The sequence below is a fragment of the Intestinibacillus sp. Marseille-P6563 genome (assembly GCF_900604335.1).
Taxonomy (GTDB): Bacteria; Bacillota; Clostridia; order Oscillospirales; family Butyricicoccaceae; genus Butyricicoccus_B.
The window spans coordinates 955,460-972,809 of sequence record NZ_UWOD01000002.1 but is presented as its reverse complement, the minus strand read 5'-3'; the positions used below and the strand labels follow the sequence as shown (position 1 = coordinate 972,809).

General features: G+C 54.3%; 14 protein-coding genes. 5 read left to right on the top strand and 9 right to left on the bottom strand.

Translation table 11 applies throughout. The annotated features are described in order from the left end of the window. The first annotated feature begins 31 nt into the window (after positions 1 to 31). From tpiA to eno, 3 genes are all read left to right on the top strand, one after another. Positions 32 to 805, top strand: coding sequence for a triose-phosphate isomerase (gene tpiA / locus EFB11_RS12875; RefSeq protein ID WP_122790590.1), 774 nt, complete (start codon positions 32 to 34; stop codon positions 803 to 805). 90 nt (positions 806 to 895) lie between these two features. Further along, positions 896 to 2,689, top strand: a complete 1,794-nt coding sequence (gene gpmI / locus EFB11_RS12870) for a 2,3-bisphosphoglycerate-independent phosphoglycerate mutase (protein ID WP_122790589.1) — start codon at positions 896 to 898, stop codon at positions 2,687 to 2,689. A gap of 51 nt (positions 2,690 to 2,740) precedes the next feature. After that, complete coding sequence (gene eno / locus EFB11_RS12865) at positions 2,741 to 4,054, top strand: phosphopyruvate hydratase (protein WP_122790588.1); 1,314 nt, start codon at positions 2,741 to 2,743, stop codon at positions 4,052 to 4,054. Between the two features lie 53 nt (positions 4,055 to 4,107). Here the strand turns inward: eno and EFB11_RS16915 are convergent, their stop codons facing one another. From EFB11_RS16915 to EFB11_RS12830, 8 genes are all read right to left on the bottom strand, one after another. Further along, a complete protein-coding gene (locus tag EFB11_RS16915; protein WP_164706770.1) occupies positions 4,108 to 4,311 on the bottom strand; it encodes a hypothetical protein in 204 nt (67 codons plus the stop codon). Positions 4,312 to 4,323: 12 nt separating this feature from the next. Beyond that, entirely contained in the window at positions 4,324 to 5,280 is a 957-nt protein-coding gene (locus EFB11_RS12860; protein ID WP_122790587.1) for a hypothetical protein, read from the bottom strand. Between the two features lie 270 nt (positions 5,281 to 5,550). Then, a complete protein-coding gene (nifJ, locus tag EFB11_RS12855) occupies positions 5,551 to 9,078 on the bottom strand; it encodes a pyruvate:ferredoxin (flavodoxin) oxidoreductase (RefSeq protein WP_122790586.1) in 3,528 nt (1,175 codons plus the stop codon). A 95-nt stretch (positions 9,079 to 9,173) separates the two neighbouring features. Then, a complete protein-coding gene (locus tag EFB11_RS12850) occupies positions 9,174 to 10,334 on the bottom strand; it encodes a UxaA family hydrolase (RefSeq protein ID WP_122790585.1) in 1,161 nt (386 codons plus the stop codon). A gap of 12 nt (positions 10,335 to 10,346) precedes the next feature. After that, positions 10,347 to 10,637, bottom strand: coding sequence for a UxaA family hydrolase (locus EFB11_RS12845; RefSeq protein WP_122790584.1), 291 nt, complete (start codon positions 10,635 to 10,637; stop codon positions 10,347 to 10,349). 30 nt (positions 10,638 to 10,667) lie between these two features. Then, positions 10,668 to 12,035: a GntP family permease gene (locus EFB11_RS12840; protein WP_122790583.1), complete on the bottom strand. Its 1,368-nt coding sequence runs from the start codon at positions 12,033 to 12,035 to the stop codon at positions 10,668 to 10,670. Positions 12,036 to 12,137: 102 nt separating this feature from the next. After that, the gene (locus EFB11_RS12835) at positions 12,138 to 13,421 is read right to left on the bottom strand and encodes a lactate racemase domain-containing protein (RefSeq protein WP_122790582.1); all 1,284 of its coding nucleotides are present in this window, start codon (positions 13,419 to 13,421) and stop codon (positions 12,138 to 12,140) included. Between the two features lie 372 nt (positions 13,422 to 13,793). Beyond that, the gene (locus tag EFB11_RS12830) at positions 13,794 to 14,555 is read right to left on the bottom strand and encodes an IclR family transcriptional regulator (protein ID WP_122790581.1); all 762 of its coding nucleotides are present in this window, start codon (positions 14,553 to 14,555) and stop codon (positions 13,794 to 13,796) included. Between the two features lie 240 nt (positions 14,556 to 14,795). Here EFB11_RS12830 and EFB11_RS12825 point away from each other — a divergent pair, with 240 nt between their 5' ends. Together EFB11_RS12825 and EFB11_RS12820 are read left to right on the top strand one after the other, a co-directional pair. Further along, entirely contained in the window at positions 14,796 to 15,470 is a 675-nt protein-coding gene (locus EFB11_RS12825) for a response regulator transcription factor (protein WP_122790580.1), read from the top strand. Next, positions 15,467 to 16,675 (top strand): sensor histidine kinase, encoded by a 1,209-nt coding sequence (locus tag EFB11_RS12820; RefSeq protein WP_122790579.1) that lies wholly within the window; start codon positions 15,467 to 15,469, stop codon positions 16,673 to 16,675. Before EFB11_RS12825 ends, EFB11_RS12820 begins: the two co-directional genes overlap by 4 nt. 40 nt (positions 16,676 to 16,715) lie before the next feature. On the opposite strand, the gene EFB11_RS12815 is transcribed toward EFB11_RS12820, so the two are convergent. After that, complete coding sequence (locus EFB11_RS12815; RefSeq protein ID WP_122790578.1) at positions 16,716 to 17,348, bottom strand: winged helix-turn-helix domain-containing protein; 633 nt, start codon at positions 17,346 to 17,348, stop codon at positions 16,716 to 16,718. Between the last annotated feature and the right edge of the window lie 2 nt (positions 17,349 to 17,350).

Below are 17,350 nucleotides of genomic sequence, written 5' to 3'. Positions count from 1 at the left end.
GAATCGTAAATACTGAAAGGGGTATATTAACATGAATCGCAGATATCGCAAGACCATTATTGCTGGTAACTGGAAGATGAACAAAACGCCGAGCGAGGCAAAGGCTCTGATCGAAGAAATGAAGCCGCTGCTTTCCAAGACCAAGTGGTGCGAAATGGTTCTTTGCGTACCGTTTACCGATATCCAGGCTGCTGTAAAGGCTGCAAAGGGCTCCAAGATCGCCATTGGCGCAGAGAACATGCACTTTGAGAAGTCCGGCGCTTTCACCGGAGAAATCTCGGCCGACATGCTCAAGGAGCTGGGCGTCAAGTACGTGATCATCGGCCACTCCGAGCGCCGTCAGTACTTCAACGAGACCGACGAGAACTGCAACAAGAAGGTCAAGGTTGCCATCGAAAACGGCCTGCGTCCGATTCTGTGCGTTGGCGAAAGCCTGACCGAGCGCGAGCAGGATGTTACCATGGAAGTCATCCGCAAGCAGGTCAAGATCGCTCTGCAGGGCGTTGCCGTAGAGGATATCAAGAAGGTTGTTATCGCATATGAGCCCATCTGGGCAATCGGCACCGGTAAGACTGCAACCAGCGAGCAGGCCGGCGAAGTATGTGCGAAGATCCGCGATTGCCTGCGCGAACTGTACGGCGCACGTGCAGCTCGTGCCATCACCATTCAGTATGGCGGTTCGATGAACGCAAAGAATGCAGCAGAACTGCTGGCACAGCCCGATGTAGACGGCGGCCTGATCGGCGGCGCGTCCCTGAAGGCTCCGGACTTTGCGGCAATCGTAGAGGCAGCAAATCAGAACTAAACCGGCGCTTCCCGGCGCCGACCGGAGTAGGAGGGGGAGGAGCCAATACGCTTATCCCCCTTTTTTACAGGCAGAGGAGAGTTGGAAATTATGAGAAAGATCAAGCAGGAGGACATCATCGCAGCATCCAAAGCCAAGGCCGCGACCAAGGCTGTAGCAGATGCAGCGGTCCTGTCCACCTCCGCAGTACAGGCTGCGGAACCGGCGGAAGCCGCAACCGATGCGGTCAAGACCGCCGAGAAGCCGGCGGCAAAGCGTACCCGCCGGACCACCACCCGCAAGACCGCGGAAAAAGAACCCACCACCGAAAAGAAACCGGCGGCAAAGCGTACCCGCCGTACCACGACTAAGACAGCTGCCAAGCAGCCGCTGGCCCTCATCATTCTGGATGGCTTTGGCCATCGGGACAGCGACGCTGGCAATGCCATCCACGCGGCAAAGACCCCGCGTCTGGATAAGATCTTCAGCGAGTGCCCGCACACCCTCATTGGCGCATCCGGTATGGATGTCGGCCTGCCGAACGGCCAGATGGGCAACTCCGAAGTCGGCCATACCAACATTGGCGCTGGCCGCATTGTTTACCAGGAACTGACTCGCATCACCAAGTCGATTGAAGACGGTGATTTCTTTGAAAACGAAGCATTCCAGCATGCCGTTGACCAGTGCCTGTGGTTTAATTCCACCCTGCACATCTTTGGCCTGATGAGCGATGGCGGCGTACATTCCCACATCGATCACATCTGCGCTCTGCTCGAACTGGCCAAGAGAAAGGGCCTGACCAAGGTTTGCGTTCATTGCTTCATGGACGGCCGTGACACCCCGCCGACTTCGGGCGTGGAATATGTCAAGAAGCTCCTGGATAAGATCAAGGAACTGGGCGTTGGCTGCATTTCGACCATTTCGGGCCGTTACTATGCAATGGACCGCGACAAGCGTTGGGATCGTCTGGAGCGCGCTTATGACGCCATCGTTCTGGGCGAGGCTCCGGTTTATGAGGACGCCGTACAGGCCGTCCTGAACAGCTACGAAGCGGACGTGACCGACGAATTTATCGAGCCGGTTATCGTGACCCCGGGTGCCAATGTCCAAAAGGACGATGCGGTCATCTTTGCAAACTTCCGTCCCGACCGTGCGCGTGAAATCACCCGCGCGATCGTTGACCCGGACTTCGACGGCTTCTTCCGCGAACAGGGCAACCTGCCGGTCAAGTTCGTCTGCATGACCCAGTACGACGCGACCATGCCGAACGTCGAAGTGGCCTTCAAGCCGCAGAGCCTGACCAATACCTTCGGCGAATACATCGCCGAAAAGGGTCTGACCCAGCTGCGCATCGCCGAAACCGAGAAGTACGCGCATGTTACGTTCTTCTTCAACGGCGGCGTTGAAAAGGAATACAAGAATGAAGACCGCGCGCTCATCAAGTCGCCGTCGGTTGCAACTTATGACTTAAAGCCCGAGATGTCGGCGCCCGAAGTCACCGATGAAGTGCTCAAGCGCATTGAGTCGGATAAATATGATGTCATCATCCTCAATTACGCCAACTGCGATATGGTTGGTCACACCGGTGTGTTCGATGCAGCCGTCAAGGCAGTCGAAACCGTGGACACCTGTGTCGGCAAGGTCGTGGACGCTCTGCTCGCCAAGGGTGGCACCGCGCTCATCACCGCGGACCATGGCAATGCCGACCGCATGCTCGAGGATGACGGCGTAACCCCGTTCACCGCGCACTCGACCAGCCCGGTACCGCTGGCGCTGGTTGGCCGCGACAACATCAAGGCCCTGGCAGAGGGCGGCGTGCTGGCTGACCTGGCACCGACCATGCTCGAACTGCTCGGTCTGGACAAGCCGGAAGAGATGACCGGCAAGAGCCTGCTTGTGAAGTAAGACAGAATTTCTGTCTGACTATATAATTTGTTTGTAAAGGAGAAGGTTAGTATGAAGGGTTATATTGAGATCGTTGACGTGATCGGCCGCGAAGTCATGGACTCCCGTGGCAACCCGACCGTTGAAGTTGAGGTTTATGTTGAGGCAGACACTGGCGCATATATGGGCCGTGCAGCGGTTCCGTCTGGCGCTTCCACCGGTATTTTCGAAGCTTGCGAACTGCGTGACGGCGACAAGGACCGTTACATGGGCAAGGGCGTTCTGAAGGCAGTTGACGCTGTCAATGGCGAGATCGCAGAAGAGATCATCGGCATGAACGCACTCGACCAGCAGGCGATCGACAAGGCAATGATCGCACTCGACGGCACCCCGAACAAGACCAAGCTGGGCGCAAACGCAATCCTGGGCGTATCGCTGGCAGTTGCAAAGGCTGCTGCAGAAGCACTGGGCCTGCCGCTGTACAACTACATCGGCGGCTGCAATGCGAAGACCCTGCCGGTTCCGATGATGAACATCCTGAACGGTGGCGCACATGCAACCAACAACGTAGAAATTCAGGAATTCATGATCATGCCGGTATCGGCTCCGTCCTTCCGCGAAGCTCTGCGCCGTTGCGCTGAGGTATTCCACACCCTCAAGAAGACCCTGAAGGAAAATGGCACTCCGGCTGCTGGCGTCGGCGACGAAGGCGGCTATGCTCCGAACCTGAAGAAGGATGAGGATGCTCTGAAGGTTATCGTTCAGGCAATCGAAGAAGCTGGCTACAAGCCGGGCGAAGACTTCATGATCGCCATCGACGCTGCTTCCTCCGAATGGTGGAACGACGAAGAGAAGTGCTACATCCAGCCGAAGTCTGGCAAGAAGATGACCCAGAAGCAGCTGGTTAACATGTGGAAGAACTTCGCTGAGAAGTATCCGATCATCTCTCTGGAAGACGGCATGGCCGAAGAGGACTGGGAAGGCTGGGATATGCTGACCAAGGCTCTGGGCGACAAGATCCAGCTGGTTGGCGACGATCTGTTCGTAACCAACGTAACCCGTCTGAAGAAGGGCATCGACCTGGGCGTTGCAAACTCCATCCTGATCAAGGTAAACCAGATCGGTTCTCTGACCGAGACTCTGGACGCTATCCAGATGGCAAACCGCGCTGGTTACACAGCAGTTGTATCGCATCGTTCGGGCGAAACCGAGGATGCTACCATCGCAGACCTGGCTGTTGCACTGAACGCTGGCCAGATCAAGACCGGTGCACCGAGCCGTACCGACCGTGTTGCAAAGTACAATCAGCTGCTCCGCATCGAAGAGGAACTGGGCGATGTAGCACAGTACCTGGGCCGCGATGCTTGGTTCAACCTGAAGAAGTAAGATTTACAGCATAAAAAAACTCCCCGCTTATCGAAAGAAAAGCGGGGAGTTTGCTATTTGTGGAATTTTAGATGATAAAGGATGACGGCTGTACAGCCGACCGTCACAAGATTGGAATACAGCATGGAAAGCCCGATTTCATGATTGGCACCATAACTCGCCTGCGGGTTGGTAAAAAGCCTCTGGAATACAATATTCCCCAAGGGTACCGCCAGCAAAATGAGAAGCGTGATAAGCCAGAATTTTAATTTTTTCATATAGAGCGCCTTTTAAGATGAAAATCTTACAGTCGTTTCCCTGCGTCCATATTCTGTTTGGCCAAACTTTAAATCAAAAGAAAGGCTAGCACTTGCGTTTCGATATTGAAGAGTAGCACTCAAACTGGGGGAAACTTGAACCGAACTCACTACATATAGACCAGAAATACCAGTCTGTCGGTCACCGTTCAGATTGTCAAATTCAGCAATCATGTAGCCAGAATCAATGTTATACACCGTTTGTGTGGTTGTACCTACTGTAATACTGTGATCGATGTCAACACCGGCACCATGACCATTACACTTTTGCATTCTTACGACAGGTGCGTAAGTGCTTCGAACGGTGCTTGTCGCAGTAGAGTCATAGTATAATAACGCATCATTTTTGGAAGATCCTTCTATTAAATAAAATAGTTCAGAATTAATGGCAGTTAAGTGTTTGTACGAAAAGCTAACGGCTCCATTCCAGGCAAATGTGTACTTAGCAGTAAATTTACGAGTTGTTCCAACGGTGCTTTGACTTAAAATCGATAGATTCCCAGAAACAGTTGCAGAAGCCCGATAGATGGCATCTTCAGAGCCGTCAAAATTTAGGATTGCATTGATTTGGGTTTCCGAATATCCATGTTCCCGTAAATAGGGTTCACCTTTTTCTTTTAATTCATAAAAAATGGCCACTGGGTCGATTGCAAGAATATCAACAGCTTCCTGATATTCTTCTTGCGTTGTATTAATAGAGTTTTGGCGAAGAAGTTCGCGGGCTTCAGCTTGGCGCTGCTTCAAAGCATCGTACTCATTGGTAACCACGGTATCAGGTGAGTTTTTAAGGAATTGTTTGATTTCCTCAGGAGTTTGTACTTCAGCAGCAGACAAAACTTGCGAAGAATCGGAAACGCTTGCAGCAAAAGCTGGGCTCGCAAAAGAACACAAAAGTGCAAAAGAGAGAATCGCGCTGATTAGTTTTTTCATAAGAAAGCCTCCTTAATGAAAACCATCTTTTTAACCGACGTCCTAGCATGCGCATACCTTATGTTTGCACTATAACATAAGGTGTATAAAATGTCAAATGAATACAGGATATAAAAAGAAAAAATGACATATTAAATAAATTTTAAAGGCGGAATATGTAGAAGATATAAGAAAGCAGATAGGATTTCATATAATGAAAAAATAAAGACAGACAAGGCTCCGGGATGTCCCGGAGCCTTGTCTGTGCTTAGAGATTTTAGTTAGGAGATATTAGGTAGGATCTTGCGCCAATTTGCGATACTTTGCATACCGCGCCTTGACGTCCGCTATGGTCTTTTCATACAGGGCATCCGCACGTGCCGGGAAGTTGTTCTTCAGCGACGCGAAGCGGTTTTCACCCATGAGGTAATCCATCAGCTTGCTGGTGTCCGGTTCGGGCGAATCCAGCTGGAACGGATTCTTGCCTTCGGCTACCAGGCGCGGATCGTAACGATACAGCTGCCAGTAACCGCATTCGACGGCCTTCTTCATCTCGGTCTGCGAGCAGCCCATACCAGCCTTGATGTGCTGTTCCAGACACGGGCAGTACGCGATGATGATGGACGGACCCGGATAAGCCTCGGCCTCACGGATGGCCTTGAGGGTCTGTGCCTGATCGTAACCAATGGCAACCTGTGCAACATACACATAGCCATAGTTCATGAAGATCGCGCCCAGATCCTTCTTGGCGATTTCCTTACCGCCGGATGCAAACTTCGCAACCGCAGCGGCCGGGGTCGCCTTGGACGACTGTCCGCCGGTGTTGGAGTATACTTCGGTATCCAGAACCAGGAGGTTAACATCCTGATTTTGTGCGAGTACATGGTCGATACCGCCAAAGCCGATATCGTAAGCCCAGCCGTCGCCGCCGATCGCCCAGACCGACTTCTTGGCCAGGTATTCCTTGTTGTCCAGAACGAATTCGACATCCGCCGTCTTTTCCGCCTTCTCAAGCGCTGCAATCAGGGCATCGGAAACGGCGCGGGACTTCTCCCGGTCGTTCCAGTTTGCCGTGTAATCCTGGATGGCATCGACAGCCACGCCAGCCTGCTCGAGTGCTTCCAGACGAATCAGGATTTCCTTGCGGATGGAATCCTGCGCATGGTAGAAACCAAAGGCAAATTCGGCGTTGTCTTCAAACAGGGAGTGTTCCCAAGCCGGGCCAAAGCCGCGGTTGTCCTTGCAGTACGGCAGGATGGGAGCGCCGCCGCTGTATGCCGACGAGCAGCCTGCGGCATTGCCGATGTACATATGGTCGCCAACCAGCTGGCTCACCAGCTTGATGTAGGTGGTTTCTGCACAGCCTGCACAAGCAGCCGAGAACTGGAAGTACGGCTTGGAGAACTGGATGGACTTCATGTTCTTGTCGCTGATGACGTCCGGCTTCAGATACTTTTCGTTCATCGCAACCTTGTCGAAGTTCTCCTGCTCGGGCTTCATTTCTTCGAACGAAGTCATGGTCAGTGCGCCTTCGACCGGGCAAGCAGTCAGGCAGACGCCACAGCCCAAGCAGTCATACGGCGAGATCTGCACGCGGTATTCGTATGCCGGTGCATCCTTGCCCAGACCCTTGGCCGGTACGGTCTCGAAGGAAGCCGGTACGCCAGCCTTCTCCTCGGCGGTCAGCAGCACCGGACGGATGGCTGCATGCGGGCAGGTAGCTGCACAACGGTTGCACTGTGCGCACTTGCTGCCGTCCCACTTGGGTACCTTGGTAGCAACGCCGCGCTTGGAGTAAGCCGAAGTGCCGTTCTCCCAGGTGCCGTCCAGAACGCCATGCTTCTGGAAGACCGATACCGGCAGCTTGTCGCCCTGCTGGCGGTCCATCGGGAGCACGATGTCCTTGACAAACGGAGTAGCCTCAATTTCGGCAACCGGAGCATCGACGGCGTCCGCCCAGCTTGCCGGGATATCGACCTTGACTGCGGCGCTGATACCGACATCAACCGCCTGGTTGTTCAGGTCAACGATCTTCTGACCAGCCTTCTTAAAGTAGGAGTTGTAGTTGTTCTTCTTCATATCCTCGACCGCAACATCGAGCGGGATGACCTTGGTCAGTGCAAAGAATGCTGCCTGGAGGATGCTGTTGGTACGCTTGCCCAGACCGATTTCGCCAGCCAGCTTAGCGGCGTCGATGATGTAGAACTGAGCATGCTTGCGAGCAAGGTCACGCTTGACCTTGGCCGGCAGACGGGTTTCCAGTTCGTCTACGCTCCATGCGCAGTTGAGCAGATAGATACCGCCTTCCTTGAGGTCCTCGGTGGTATCGTACTTGCTGACATAGGTGGGTGCATGGACGGCCACGAAATCAGCGGCGGAGACCAGATAGGTCGAGCGGATCGGCTCATCACCAAAGCGCAGGTGCGACTGGGTCAAACCGCCGGATTTCATGGAGTCGTAAGAGAAATAGGCTTGGGCATATTTATTGGCCGTTAGGCCGATGGTGGTAATGGCATTTTTGTTGGCGCCGACCGTGCCGTCGCCGCCCAGACCCCACAGCTTGCAGGATACCTGGCCCGGATGTGCCATTTCCACTTCCGTGTAGTCGAGGGAGGTATGGGTCACGTCGTCGTTGATGCCGATGGTGAAGCTGTTCTTCGGGGTTTCCTTCTGGAGGTTGTCGTAAACCGCGATCAGCTGGCCCGGGGTGGTGTCCTTGGAGGACAGACCGTAACGGCCGCCAACGATCTGGATGTCGGTGCGGCCTGCCTGGTTGAGCGCCGTGCAGACGTCCAGGTAAACCGGTTCGCCGACCGAGCCCACTTCCTTGGAGCGGTCGAGGACTGCGATCTTCTTACAGGTTGCCGGGATGGCAGCCGAGAAATGCGGAACCGAGAACGGACGGTACAGGTGGATCTGCACCATACCGACCTTGCGGCCATGGGCATTGAGGTAATCGACCGTTTCCTTGAGAGCTTCGGAAGCCGAGCACATGACAACAACGACTTCTTCGGCATCGGGTGCGCCGTAGTAGTTAAAGAGCTTATAATCGCGGCCGGTCAGTTCGCTGATCTTGTCCATATAGTGCTGGACGGTCGCCGGGACCGAAGCGCTCTTGACGTTTGCGCCTTCCTTGCACTGGAAGTAGATGTCCGGGTTGACGTTGTTGCCGCGGTTGGTCGGATGTTCGGGGTTGAGGGCATTCCGGCGGAAATCCTTGATGGCCTCGTAATCGACCAGGCCGCGCAGGTCCTCATAATCCAGCGCTTCGATGCGCTGCATTTCGTGGGAGGTACGGAATCCGTCAAAGCAATGCATGAATGCATATTTTTCGTGGATGGCCGACAGATGCGCTACCGCGCCCAGGTCCATCGCCTCTTGAGGAGAGGAGGACATGAGCATCGCATAACCGGTGGTACGGCAGGTCATAAAGTCGGTGTGGTCGCCGAAGATCGAGTGGTGGTTGGAAGTGACCACGCGCGATGCGATGTGCATAACGTTGGGCAGGAACTGGCCGCCCATGGCGTACATGGCCGGGATCATCAGCATCAGGCCCTGGGACGACGTAAAGGTCGTGGTCAGAGCGCCCGCCTGCAAGGAGCCGTGGCAGGTACCGGCTGCGCCGGCTTCCGACTGCATCTGGATGACATCCACCGTGGAGCCAAACAGGTTCTTACGGCCCTTAGCCGACCATTCATCCACCTTTTCCGCCATCGGCGAAGAAGGGGTGATCGGATAAATGGCTGCTACTTCGGTGAACGCATAGGCCACATGGGCCGCAGCCGTATTGCCGTCCATAACGGCATAATTTTTTTTCATCGGATCATTCATCTCCCATAAATCTTGTATGGTAGCACGGGACAGCCAAAGGCTGTCCCGGCAAAGCTGGCACAAGAGTGCGAGCAGTTATATGGTTATACAAAGTTGCAGACGCGGGCAATGGCCATTTCGGTAAAGCCCAGCGATTCGGCCTTGGTCTGCTTGCCGCTGGCCACATCGGCCATCAGCTTGAGCAGATCGTCGCCCAGCTGCTTAAGGTCCCCGCCATAGATGATCGGAGAAGCATCTACGTCGATGTTGTCCTCCATGTTGGCGAAGGTGATGCGGTTGCCGGTGATCTTGATGACCGGCGCGATGGGGTTGCCAGTCGGGGAGCCCCGACCAGTCGAGAAGACGACAACTTGTGCGCCGCCTGCTACCATCGCAGCAACCGACGACGGGTCATTGCCCGGCGTGTCCATAATGACCAGGCCACTTTTCGGCGTGACCTGCTTGGCATAATCGTACACGGCATTGATCGGGCTATGACCGCCCTTGTGGATGCAGCCGAGCGACTTCTCTTCGAGCGTGGTGATGCCGCCGGCCTTGTTGCCGGGCGAGGGGTTGCCCTCGCGCACTTCCTCGCCGACCAGCTGCAGCGCTTTTTCGTAGCGGTGAACGATCTCGAAAATCCGGTCATGGACTTCCTTGTTCGCCGCACGGCGGGCCAGAATGTGTTCGGCACCGATCAGTTCGGTGGTTTCCGACAGGATGGAAGTACCGCCTGCGGCAACCAGACGGTCGCTCAGTTCACCGATGAGCACATTGGCCGCCAGACCGCTGGTCGGGTCAGAACCGCCGCATTCGGTGCCCAGGATCAGCTCCGAAATCGGGAACTCTTCCTTTTGCAGGAGCGATGCTTCTTCGACCAGTTCCTTGGCGTAGCGCACGCCCTGGTCGACCGCCTTGATCGTGCCGCCGGCCTCCTGAATGATGACCTGCCGGATGGGCTTGTTGGTGCGTTCCTGAATGGCTTTGACCACCAGATCCATCTGGCAGTTTTCGCAGCCCAGGGAAACGACGACCGTGCCGTATACGTTGGGGTTGGCCGCATAACCGGCCATGACATCCATCGTATACTGCTGGTCCGATGCCACCTGCGAACAACCAAGCTGGTTGCTGAAGGTGACCGTACCGACCACCTGCTGGGCAATGATGCGGGTGGTGTCGGAGGCGCAGACGCTGGCGGGCAGGATCAGCACTTTGTTGCGAACGCCTACGCGGCCATCCGGCCGACGGTAGCCATAAAAAGTCATGTCTGTTCCTCCTTATTCTTTCTCTTCCAGGTTTTCGCGGCGGCCTTCCACGTTGTGCACATGGACATGCTCGCCGGCCCGGATGTCACAGGTGGCTACGCCGATATGTTCCCCATACTTTACCACAGGTTCCCCCTTGGCAATATCGTGGGCAGCCAGCTTGTGATAGATGATGATATCCTCCAGAGCAGGAAGGGACTGTTCGGCACCGTCACACAGGTAGGTGACCGTGTCCCCCTTGGAGATCGGTTCGATGGCGACGACGACATTGTCCTTACCATCGATGATCATGGCATTACGCATGTTGATTCGCTCCTTTGTGTGCTGTTTCAATTACAGCGGAATAACCAGGGCGCCGATGATCGCCAGCACGAAGATACATACCGAGGAGATAAAGGAACCCAGGGTGTAGGTCTTCAGACCGCCGGTCACGGTCAGGCCGGACATGTTGGTCGCAACCCAGTAACCGGAGTCGTTGACGTGGCCGATGGAGTTACCGCCCGACAGGCAAGCCAGTGCGATCCATACCGGATGGCAGCCGATGGCCGGGGCAATGGTCGCCATGATGCCCATGGAGGTCATACCAGCAACCGTACCCGAACCCTGTGCCACACGGAAGATCATGCCGATGCCGTATGCCAGGAACATGGCCGGGAGGACCGAAGTGGTGTCGGTGCCCAGCAGGCCAACGATGACGTCACCGATGCCGGTCGCCGTGATAACCGAAGCGAACGAACCGCCCGCACCGGTGATGAGCAGAACAACGCCTGCGCTCTTGAGCGCTTCGCCAGCAGACTTTTCAAAGTTGTCGCGGCCGATGTAGGGCAGGCTGACCAGATAAGCGCCCAGGGTACCGAGCAGCATGGCGATCAGCTTGTCGCCGAGGAAGGTGCAGATAACCGGCGGTTCTTCAAACAGAGCGCCGCCCAGCGTACCGAACAGAATGCAGATAACCGGGATGATGATGGGCAGCAGAGAAGCGAACATGCCGGGCATGGGCTTGTTGGGGTCCTGCGCCTTGTGGGCAGCGACCAGTTCCTGTGCTACGTTCGAGCTGTGGTTTACGTCCTTTTCATCGTTCCAGATGCCACGGTCATGGATCTTGATGTAGATGAAGTTGGAGATCATAACGGTGATGAAACCAACGACCAGGCCGACGATGAGCATGATGCCCAGGTCAAAGCCAAAGATGTCAGCCGCTGCGAGCGGGTTGGGCGTCGGCGGAACAACGCAGTGCGCGGTGGTTGCACCGATGGTCAGGCAGCCGGTGACATAGCACATCTTCAGATTGATCTTGGAGGCAATCGTGATGCCGATCGGGATCAAAATAATGAAGGTTACGTCAAAGAATACCGGAATGGACAGAATAAAACCGGCAATGCTCAGGCCCCAGATGGAGCGCTTTTCCGGGAAAGCCGATACCAGTTTGTCAGCAATGACAGAGGCGGCGCCGCTGTCACTCATTAGCTGGCCGAGTATGGTACCAAAGCCAACCGGAAGACCGATGCTGGTCATCATGCTGCCGAAACCGGACGAAATGGTGGAAGCTGTGGTGAGCAGATCCAGGCCGCCAACCAGACCCATAAACAGGCAGGCGATGACCATGCCGATCGCAGCGTTGAGTTTGAGTGCAATAATACAGACGAGAATAATGGCGATTGCGCCGATCAGAGCGCCAATCAGTATACCGGGACTTGTCATATCATTTTACCCCTTTCATCTTGTGAATCATACGATGTATTCAAACACCCGGGGTACGGCAGTCCTCCTGCCCACAGAGACCTGCCGGTTCCGGGAAGTTTGTCAGAACAGGTTGCCTTCTTCGTCGAAGGGCAGGTCGTAAGGCTCGGACAGGATCTCAATGTTGGGATTGGCTTGTGCCAGCGGCAACAGACCTTCCGAGATCTCGATGTATTCAATGTGCATGGTGTCGGGAATGCGGATCATCTTCATGTTGTTCTGATCCTCGGCATCCGGGCAGCAGCACAGCGCCAGCTGCAAAGCTTCCCGGTCGTTGTCCATAATCATGGGGATCTTCATCAGATGCAGGAAGGTGTTGGTCACGCCGGTGGGATAGGTCATTTCCAGCTTCATCTTATTGAACAACCGGCGGGTGGTGACCTCAGCCAGGCCAATGCCCTGTGCATTGCCATGGGTCTCGTCGGTCAGGTCCAGAATGACGACCTTCTCGGCATCGATGCCGCCCGAGCAGTACTTGGGCTGTACAAAACGGCCGGAGATGTTCGGGTCCATGCCGTCGCCCGAAATGTTCTTGCCGATCTTGTCCACAACCAGAACATCGCACTTGTCAAAGAGCAGATGTGCAATGGTTTCATAGGACAGGTCGCGCAGCTTGGGTTCTTCGGTGATGATCTCATCGGGCGTCAGGCCGCGGATGAGGTAGGTTTCGTCGTAAGCGTTTTCGATGATGGCGATACCGCCCAGAATGGGGCAGTTTTCCAGAATCGTGCGGCCGTATTCTTCGACCAGCTCGTGCATGATCCCCGGGCTCTGGTGATGGATGCTCTCCGCACCGTGCTGCTTGCCCAGACCAATGGCCATCATCTTCATCAGACCGCTTTCATACCGGCCGCGGAACGAGGTGTGCGGCTTGATGCGGTTAAACAGGATGATGCCGTCCGCTTCAGCAGCGAACTTATCCACATAGACCGGCTGCTTGCGGATACCCGACAGGCCGACCTGTACGGTTTCCATCGAGCTCTTGATGGGGCAGCCCATGTTCTCCTCGGTGATGCCATAGTCGGCAAGGATCTGGGTCTGGCCTTCGGCGGTTGCGCCACCGTGGCTGCCCATGGCGGCTACAATGAACGGCTCAGCACCCTTGGATTTAACAAAATCGACAATGGCACGCGCCATCAGCTGGTAGTGATGGATGCCGCGGCTGCCGCAGGTGATAGCAATGCGCATGCCGGGCTTGATCTGTCCGCCGAGCGCGTCACGGCTCAGTTCTTTTTGTACGGTGTCCGCAATGTCCTCTTCGGCGATGTGGGAGTTGTCGAATACCTCCCGGATCTTCACCATTTTGGGCACCGGAACATTTTTAATAAGATCAGTGATTGTTTTCAAAAAAATCCTCCTCTCGCATTCCTCAAAATCTCGAAGCTCGGAAGGCGCTGCGGGTTTTGCCCATTTGCCGCAGCCAGGCCCGGACTCTGGAACAGTCGGGCGGAACAGCTTCCGAATGTTTGATGTTCGTAATTAAGAACAATGTTCTTAATTACGAATTTATGCTTTGATTATAGCACCGAATTCACAGTTTGTCAAACCGTAAATCCGCTGTTTTTGTTATATTTGACAAAAACACAACGCACATACCATGCTTTTGCCACAGGAAAATACTCAAGACATACTCATGCGGCCATAAAAAAACGGACTCCCATTCGGAAGATGGAAGTCCGTTGGCGCCGTTTCACAACCGATCTGGGCCAAGATCCCAGGTCAATGAAAGTGCGGGATGTCTGTCAAATGTTCAATTTCTGCTTGGGCTTCCCGCAGGCAGCGGCAAACCTCATTGATTTTTTCTTCCGCACAGCGGAAGAGAGGGACCGATACGCTCAGGGCAGCAAAGACCTGTCCTTGAAACCGCAGCGGTACCGCCCAGCACGCCAGCTGTGCGGTCGATTCTTCACATTCTGTCGCAATGCCGCCACGGCGGATGGCATCCAGCTGGGACAATAAAAGCTGCATATCCGAGATCGTATGCTCGGTCAGTTGGGGAAGGCCCTGGGAATATAAAGCCTGTACCTCATCGTCACCAAGCCCGCTGAGCAGGGCCTTGCCAATCGCAGTTGCGTTGGCGGGTAGTCGGTTGCCCACCCAGGAGATCATCCGAATGGCCTGCTTGGAATCCTCTTTGCCAATATACAGGACATTGCCCTGGTCCAAAATACCAAACTGACAGGTTTCCTGGCATACCGCAACCACATGCTTCATGACCTTGAAAACATCCTCCATGCCACGCTCTGCCGAGAAGGCAGCACCCAGTGCCAGACAGCTTGCGCCCAGAGCATACCGGCCGGTAGGCAGGTCCTGCTGCAAATAGCGGCGTTCTTCTAAGGTATGGACAATGGGGAACAGACTGCTTTTGGGGGCTCCCAGTGTCTGCGACAATTCTGTCAGGGTCATACCACCTTCCGAAACCGACAGGTGTTCAAGAATATCTAAGATGCGGCCCGTTGTGCGATGCTGATCCTGTGCCATCGATCGTTACCCCTTCCTTATCCAAAAGCAAAAGTGTGCCGCTTTTTGTGTTCATATGTATCTTATCATAGCAAATTTGGCGTGTTTTGGCAAGCAATGTTCTCAGAAATACTCAAAAAATGCACAATTCTATCCAATGAAATGGAAAGATGGATGAAGTCTCACTCCAAAATCCCCAATCTTTAGCCTACCTTTAGGAGATTATGCTATGGTATACTTATCCATAGAGGAGGTGAGAGCATGCGATTGTTGGTTGCAGAGGATGATCCCAAACTGCTCAAATCACTGCTTCACATTTTTGAAAGTAACAAATTCAGTGTCGACGGCGTATCGACAGGAGAAGATGCACTGGCCCATGGCCAGTCGGAAGAATACGATGGATTGGTGATGGATATTATGATGCCGGGCCTGGACGGCATTCAGGTTTTAAAGCGTTTGCGAAAGCAAGGCATTACGACACCGGCGTTATTTCTGACCGCGCGCACCGAGGTTTCCCAGCGGGTGGAAGGTTTGGATGCCGGCGCGGACGATTACCTGCCCAAGCCGTTTTCCACGATTGAATTGTTGGCGCGGGTCCGGGCGATGCTGCGCAGAAAAGAAACCTATTTGCCCGATTTGCTGGTGTTCGGACCCGTGACCTTGAACCGGTCCACCTATCAACTGGGCTTTCAAGACCGCTTGCAGACCTTGAGCGGCAAAGAATTTCAGATTTTAGAGATGCTCATGCAGACACCAGCGACCATCATTCCCACCGAGCGATTTATGACCCATATGTGGGGGTGGGATGCGACCGTGGATACCAGTGTGGTCTGGGTCCATATTTCCAATCTGCGCAAGAAAATCAGTGCACTGGGTGCACCGGTTGAAATTCGTTTTATGCGCAATGCGGGATATATTCTGGAGGTTAAGCCATGATCGGCAGCCTGCGCAGAAAATTCATCCGAATCAGCGCCATCTCAATTTTTCTAGTGTTTGCAGGCATCTTTTTGCTGCTATTCATATCCGCAAAGGTGCCCATGAATCGCCTGATGGATGAACTGACCGATACGATTGTCGCCAACGGCGGCAGTTTTCCGGAATTTGACCCTTCCGAGCAGCATTTGCCCGAATTTATCAACGCAGAAACCCAGTATAGCACCCACTTTTTTACCGTATGGCTGGATGATGCGCAACAAATTACCCGCATCAACATGGATTCGGTTTCCGCCATTTCGGAAAGCGAAGTGGAGGAATACACTCAGCGCGCGCTGGACAAAGGCAGGGAGCGCGGCTGGATTGCCGAGTACCGCTATAAAATCGCCGAAACCGAAGACGGTACAAGCGTGGTTTTTGTCAATGGGGCGATGACCCAGATGACGACCAATCGCGTGCTGTTTACAGCATTTTTCGTTTTGCTGGGCAGCGCATTTCTGATTTTGGCGTTGACGATCATCTTTTCCAAGCGGGCCGTACAGCCGGTGGCGGAAAGTTTTGAGAAGCAGAAACAGTTCATTACCGATGCCAACCATGAACTCAAGACCCCCTTGACGCTGATTCTTTCCAATCTGGATATCGTGGAATCGGAATTTGGCAAGAGTGAATGGCTGGACGATATCCGCAGCGAAGGGGAACGGATGGGACTGCTCATCAATCGGCTGGTCACGCTGTCCCGGATGGATGAGAGCGATGCCCGGTTGACCTATACCACCTTTTCACTCAGCGATGCGGTGGCAGATGTGGTTTCTGAATTTGAAATGCTGGCCGCCGAGCGGGACAAGACCCTGTCGGCTGACATTGCGCCGTCCCTTCGCTGCCATGGCGACGAAGGGCTGATTCGGCAGCTGATTGCGATTTTGCTGGACAACGCGGTCAAATATTGCGACCCGAACGGTTCCATTCAGGTGCGGCTGTATGCGCGGCGGCATCCGATTCTGATTGTGGAGAACACCTATGCCGAAGTGGACACGCTGGAACTGGACCGTCTGTTTGACCGATTTTACCGGGCGGATAAAGCAAGGACCTTTTCCGGCAGTTTTGGGGTCGGGCTATCAATTGCCCGGTCGATTGTCAAAACACATCATGGAACCATCAACGCCTATCGAAAGGCGGGACGCATTGGTTTCCGTACCGACCTGAAATAAAAGGAATCCCCTGTATCGGTTTTCCCGATACAGGGGATTTTCAGTTGTTGGGCGGGTACAGGAAAGGGGAGATTGCGGCATATCCCACCCCACATATGGTCGCAATATAAAATTCTTCCCATCGCTGAAAGGTACGCCGCAGTTTGCTGATATAGGTGCCCACCCGTTCGTTTTTGACAACGTCCTCGCCCCAAATATCCAGCAGCATCTGTTTGCGAGTGTGTACCGTATTGGGTTCCCGCAGCAAATACAGCAGTACCGTAAAGCTGCAATGGGATAAAGAAATCTGTTCGGTGCCGCGGCAAACGGTTCGTTTGCCGCAGTCTAAAACAATATACTGAAACGGAGGGTCACGCCGCGGGGTTTCCTGCATCGTAGAGCGGCAGAAAAGTTTGACGCAGGGCATATCCTTTTGTGCTGGGGGGCTGCCGGATTTTCGCCGGGCGGACGATTTTTCGCCCACAATCCATATCACCGGGCAATGATACCGGCAGCACTCCATATACCGGTGGGGCGCTTGCTCTTTGCGGCGGGTATGCACGACCACAAAATCCTGTTTTCGGATCGTATCCGATGCCAGAAGCTGCTCTTCTGTCCATTGCTCTGCCGGATCTTCTGCCTGTGCAGCCTGCCCTCCAAGCGAATCATTGCGCCGGATTACCTGAATATACACCT

Bases quoted from the DNA above. Each gene is read 5' to 3' on its own strand.
- tpiA (WP_122790590.1), top strand. From the start codon at position 32: ATGAATCGCAGATATCGCAAGACCATTATTGCTGGTAACTGGAAGATG.
- gpmI (WP_122790589.1), top strand. From the start codon at position 896: ATGAGAAAGATCAAGCAGGAGGACATCATCGCAGCATCCAAAGCCAAG.
- eno (WP_122790588.1), top strand. From the start codon at position 2,741: ATGAAGGGTTATATTGAGATCGTTGACGTGATCGGCCGCGAAGTCATG.
- EFB11_RS16915 (WP_164706770.1), bottom strand. From the start codon at position 4,311: ATGAAAAAATTAAAATTCTGGCTTATCACGCTTCTCATTTTGCTGGCG.
- EFB11_RS12860 (WP_122790587.1), bottom strand. From the start codon at position 5,280: ATGAAAAAACTAATCAGCGCGATTCTCTCTTTTGCACTTTTGTGTTCT.
- nifJ (WP_122790586.1), bottom strand. From the start codon at position 9,078: ATGAAAAAAAATTATGCCGTTATGGACGGCAATACGGCTGCGGCCCAT.
- EFB11_RS12850 (WP_122790585.1), bottom strand. From the start codon at position 10,334: ATGACTTTTTATGGCTACCGTCGGCCGGATGGCCGCGTAGGCGTTCGC.
- EFB11_RS12845 (WP_122790584.1), bottom strand. From the start codon at position 10,637: ATGCGTAATGCCATGATCATCGATGGTAAGGACAATGTCGTCGTCGCC.
- EFB11_RS12840 (WP_122790583.1), bottom strand. From the start codon at position 12,035: ATGACAAGTCCCGGTATACTGATTGGCGCTCTGATCGGCGCAATCGCC.
- EFB11_RS12830 (WP_122790581.1), bottom strand. From the start codon at position 14,555: ATGGCACAGGATCAGCATCGCACAACGGGCCGCATCTTAGATATTCTT.
- EFB11_RS12825 (WP_122790580.1), top strand. From the start codon at position 14,796: ATGCGATTGTTGGTTGCAGAGGATGATCCCAAACTGCTCAAATCACTG.
- EFB11_RS12820 (WP_122790579.1), top strand. From the start codon at position 15,467: ATGATCGGCAGCCTGCGCAGAAAATTCATCCGAATCAGCGCCATCTCA.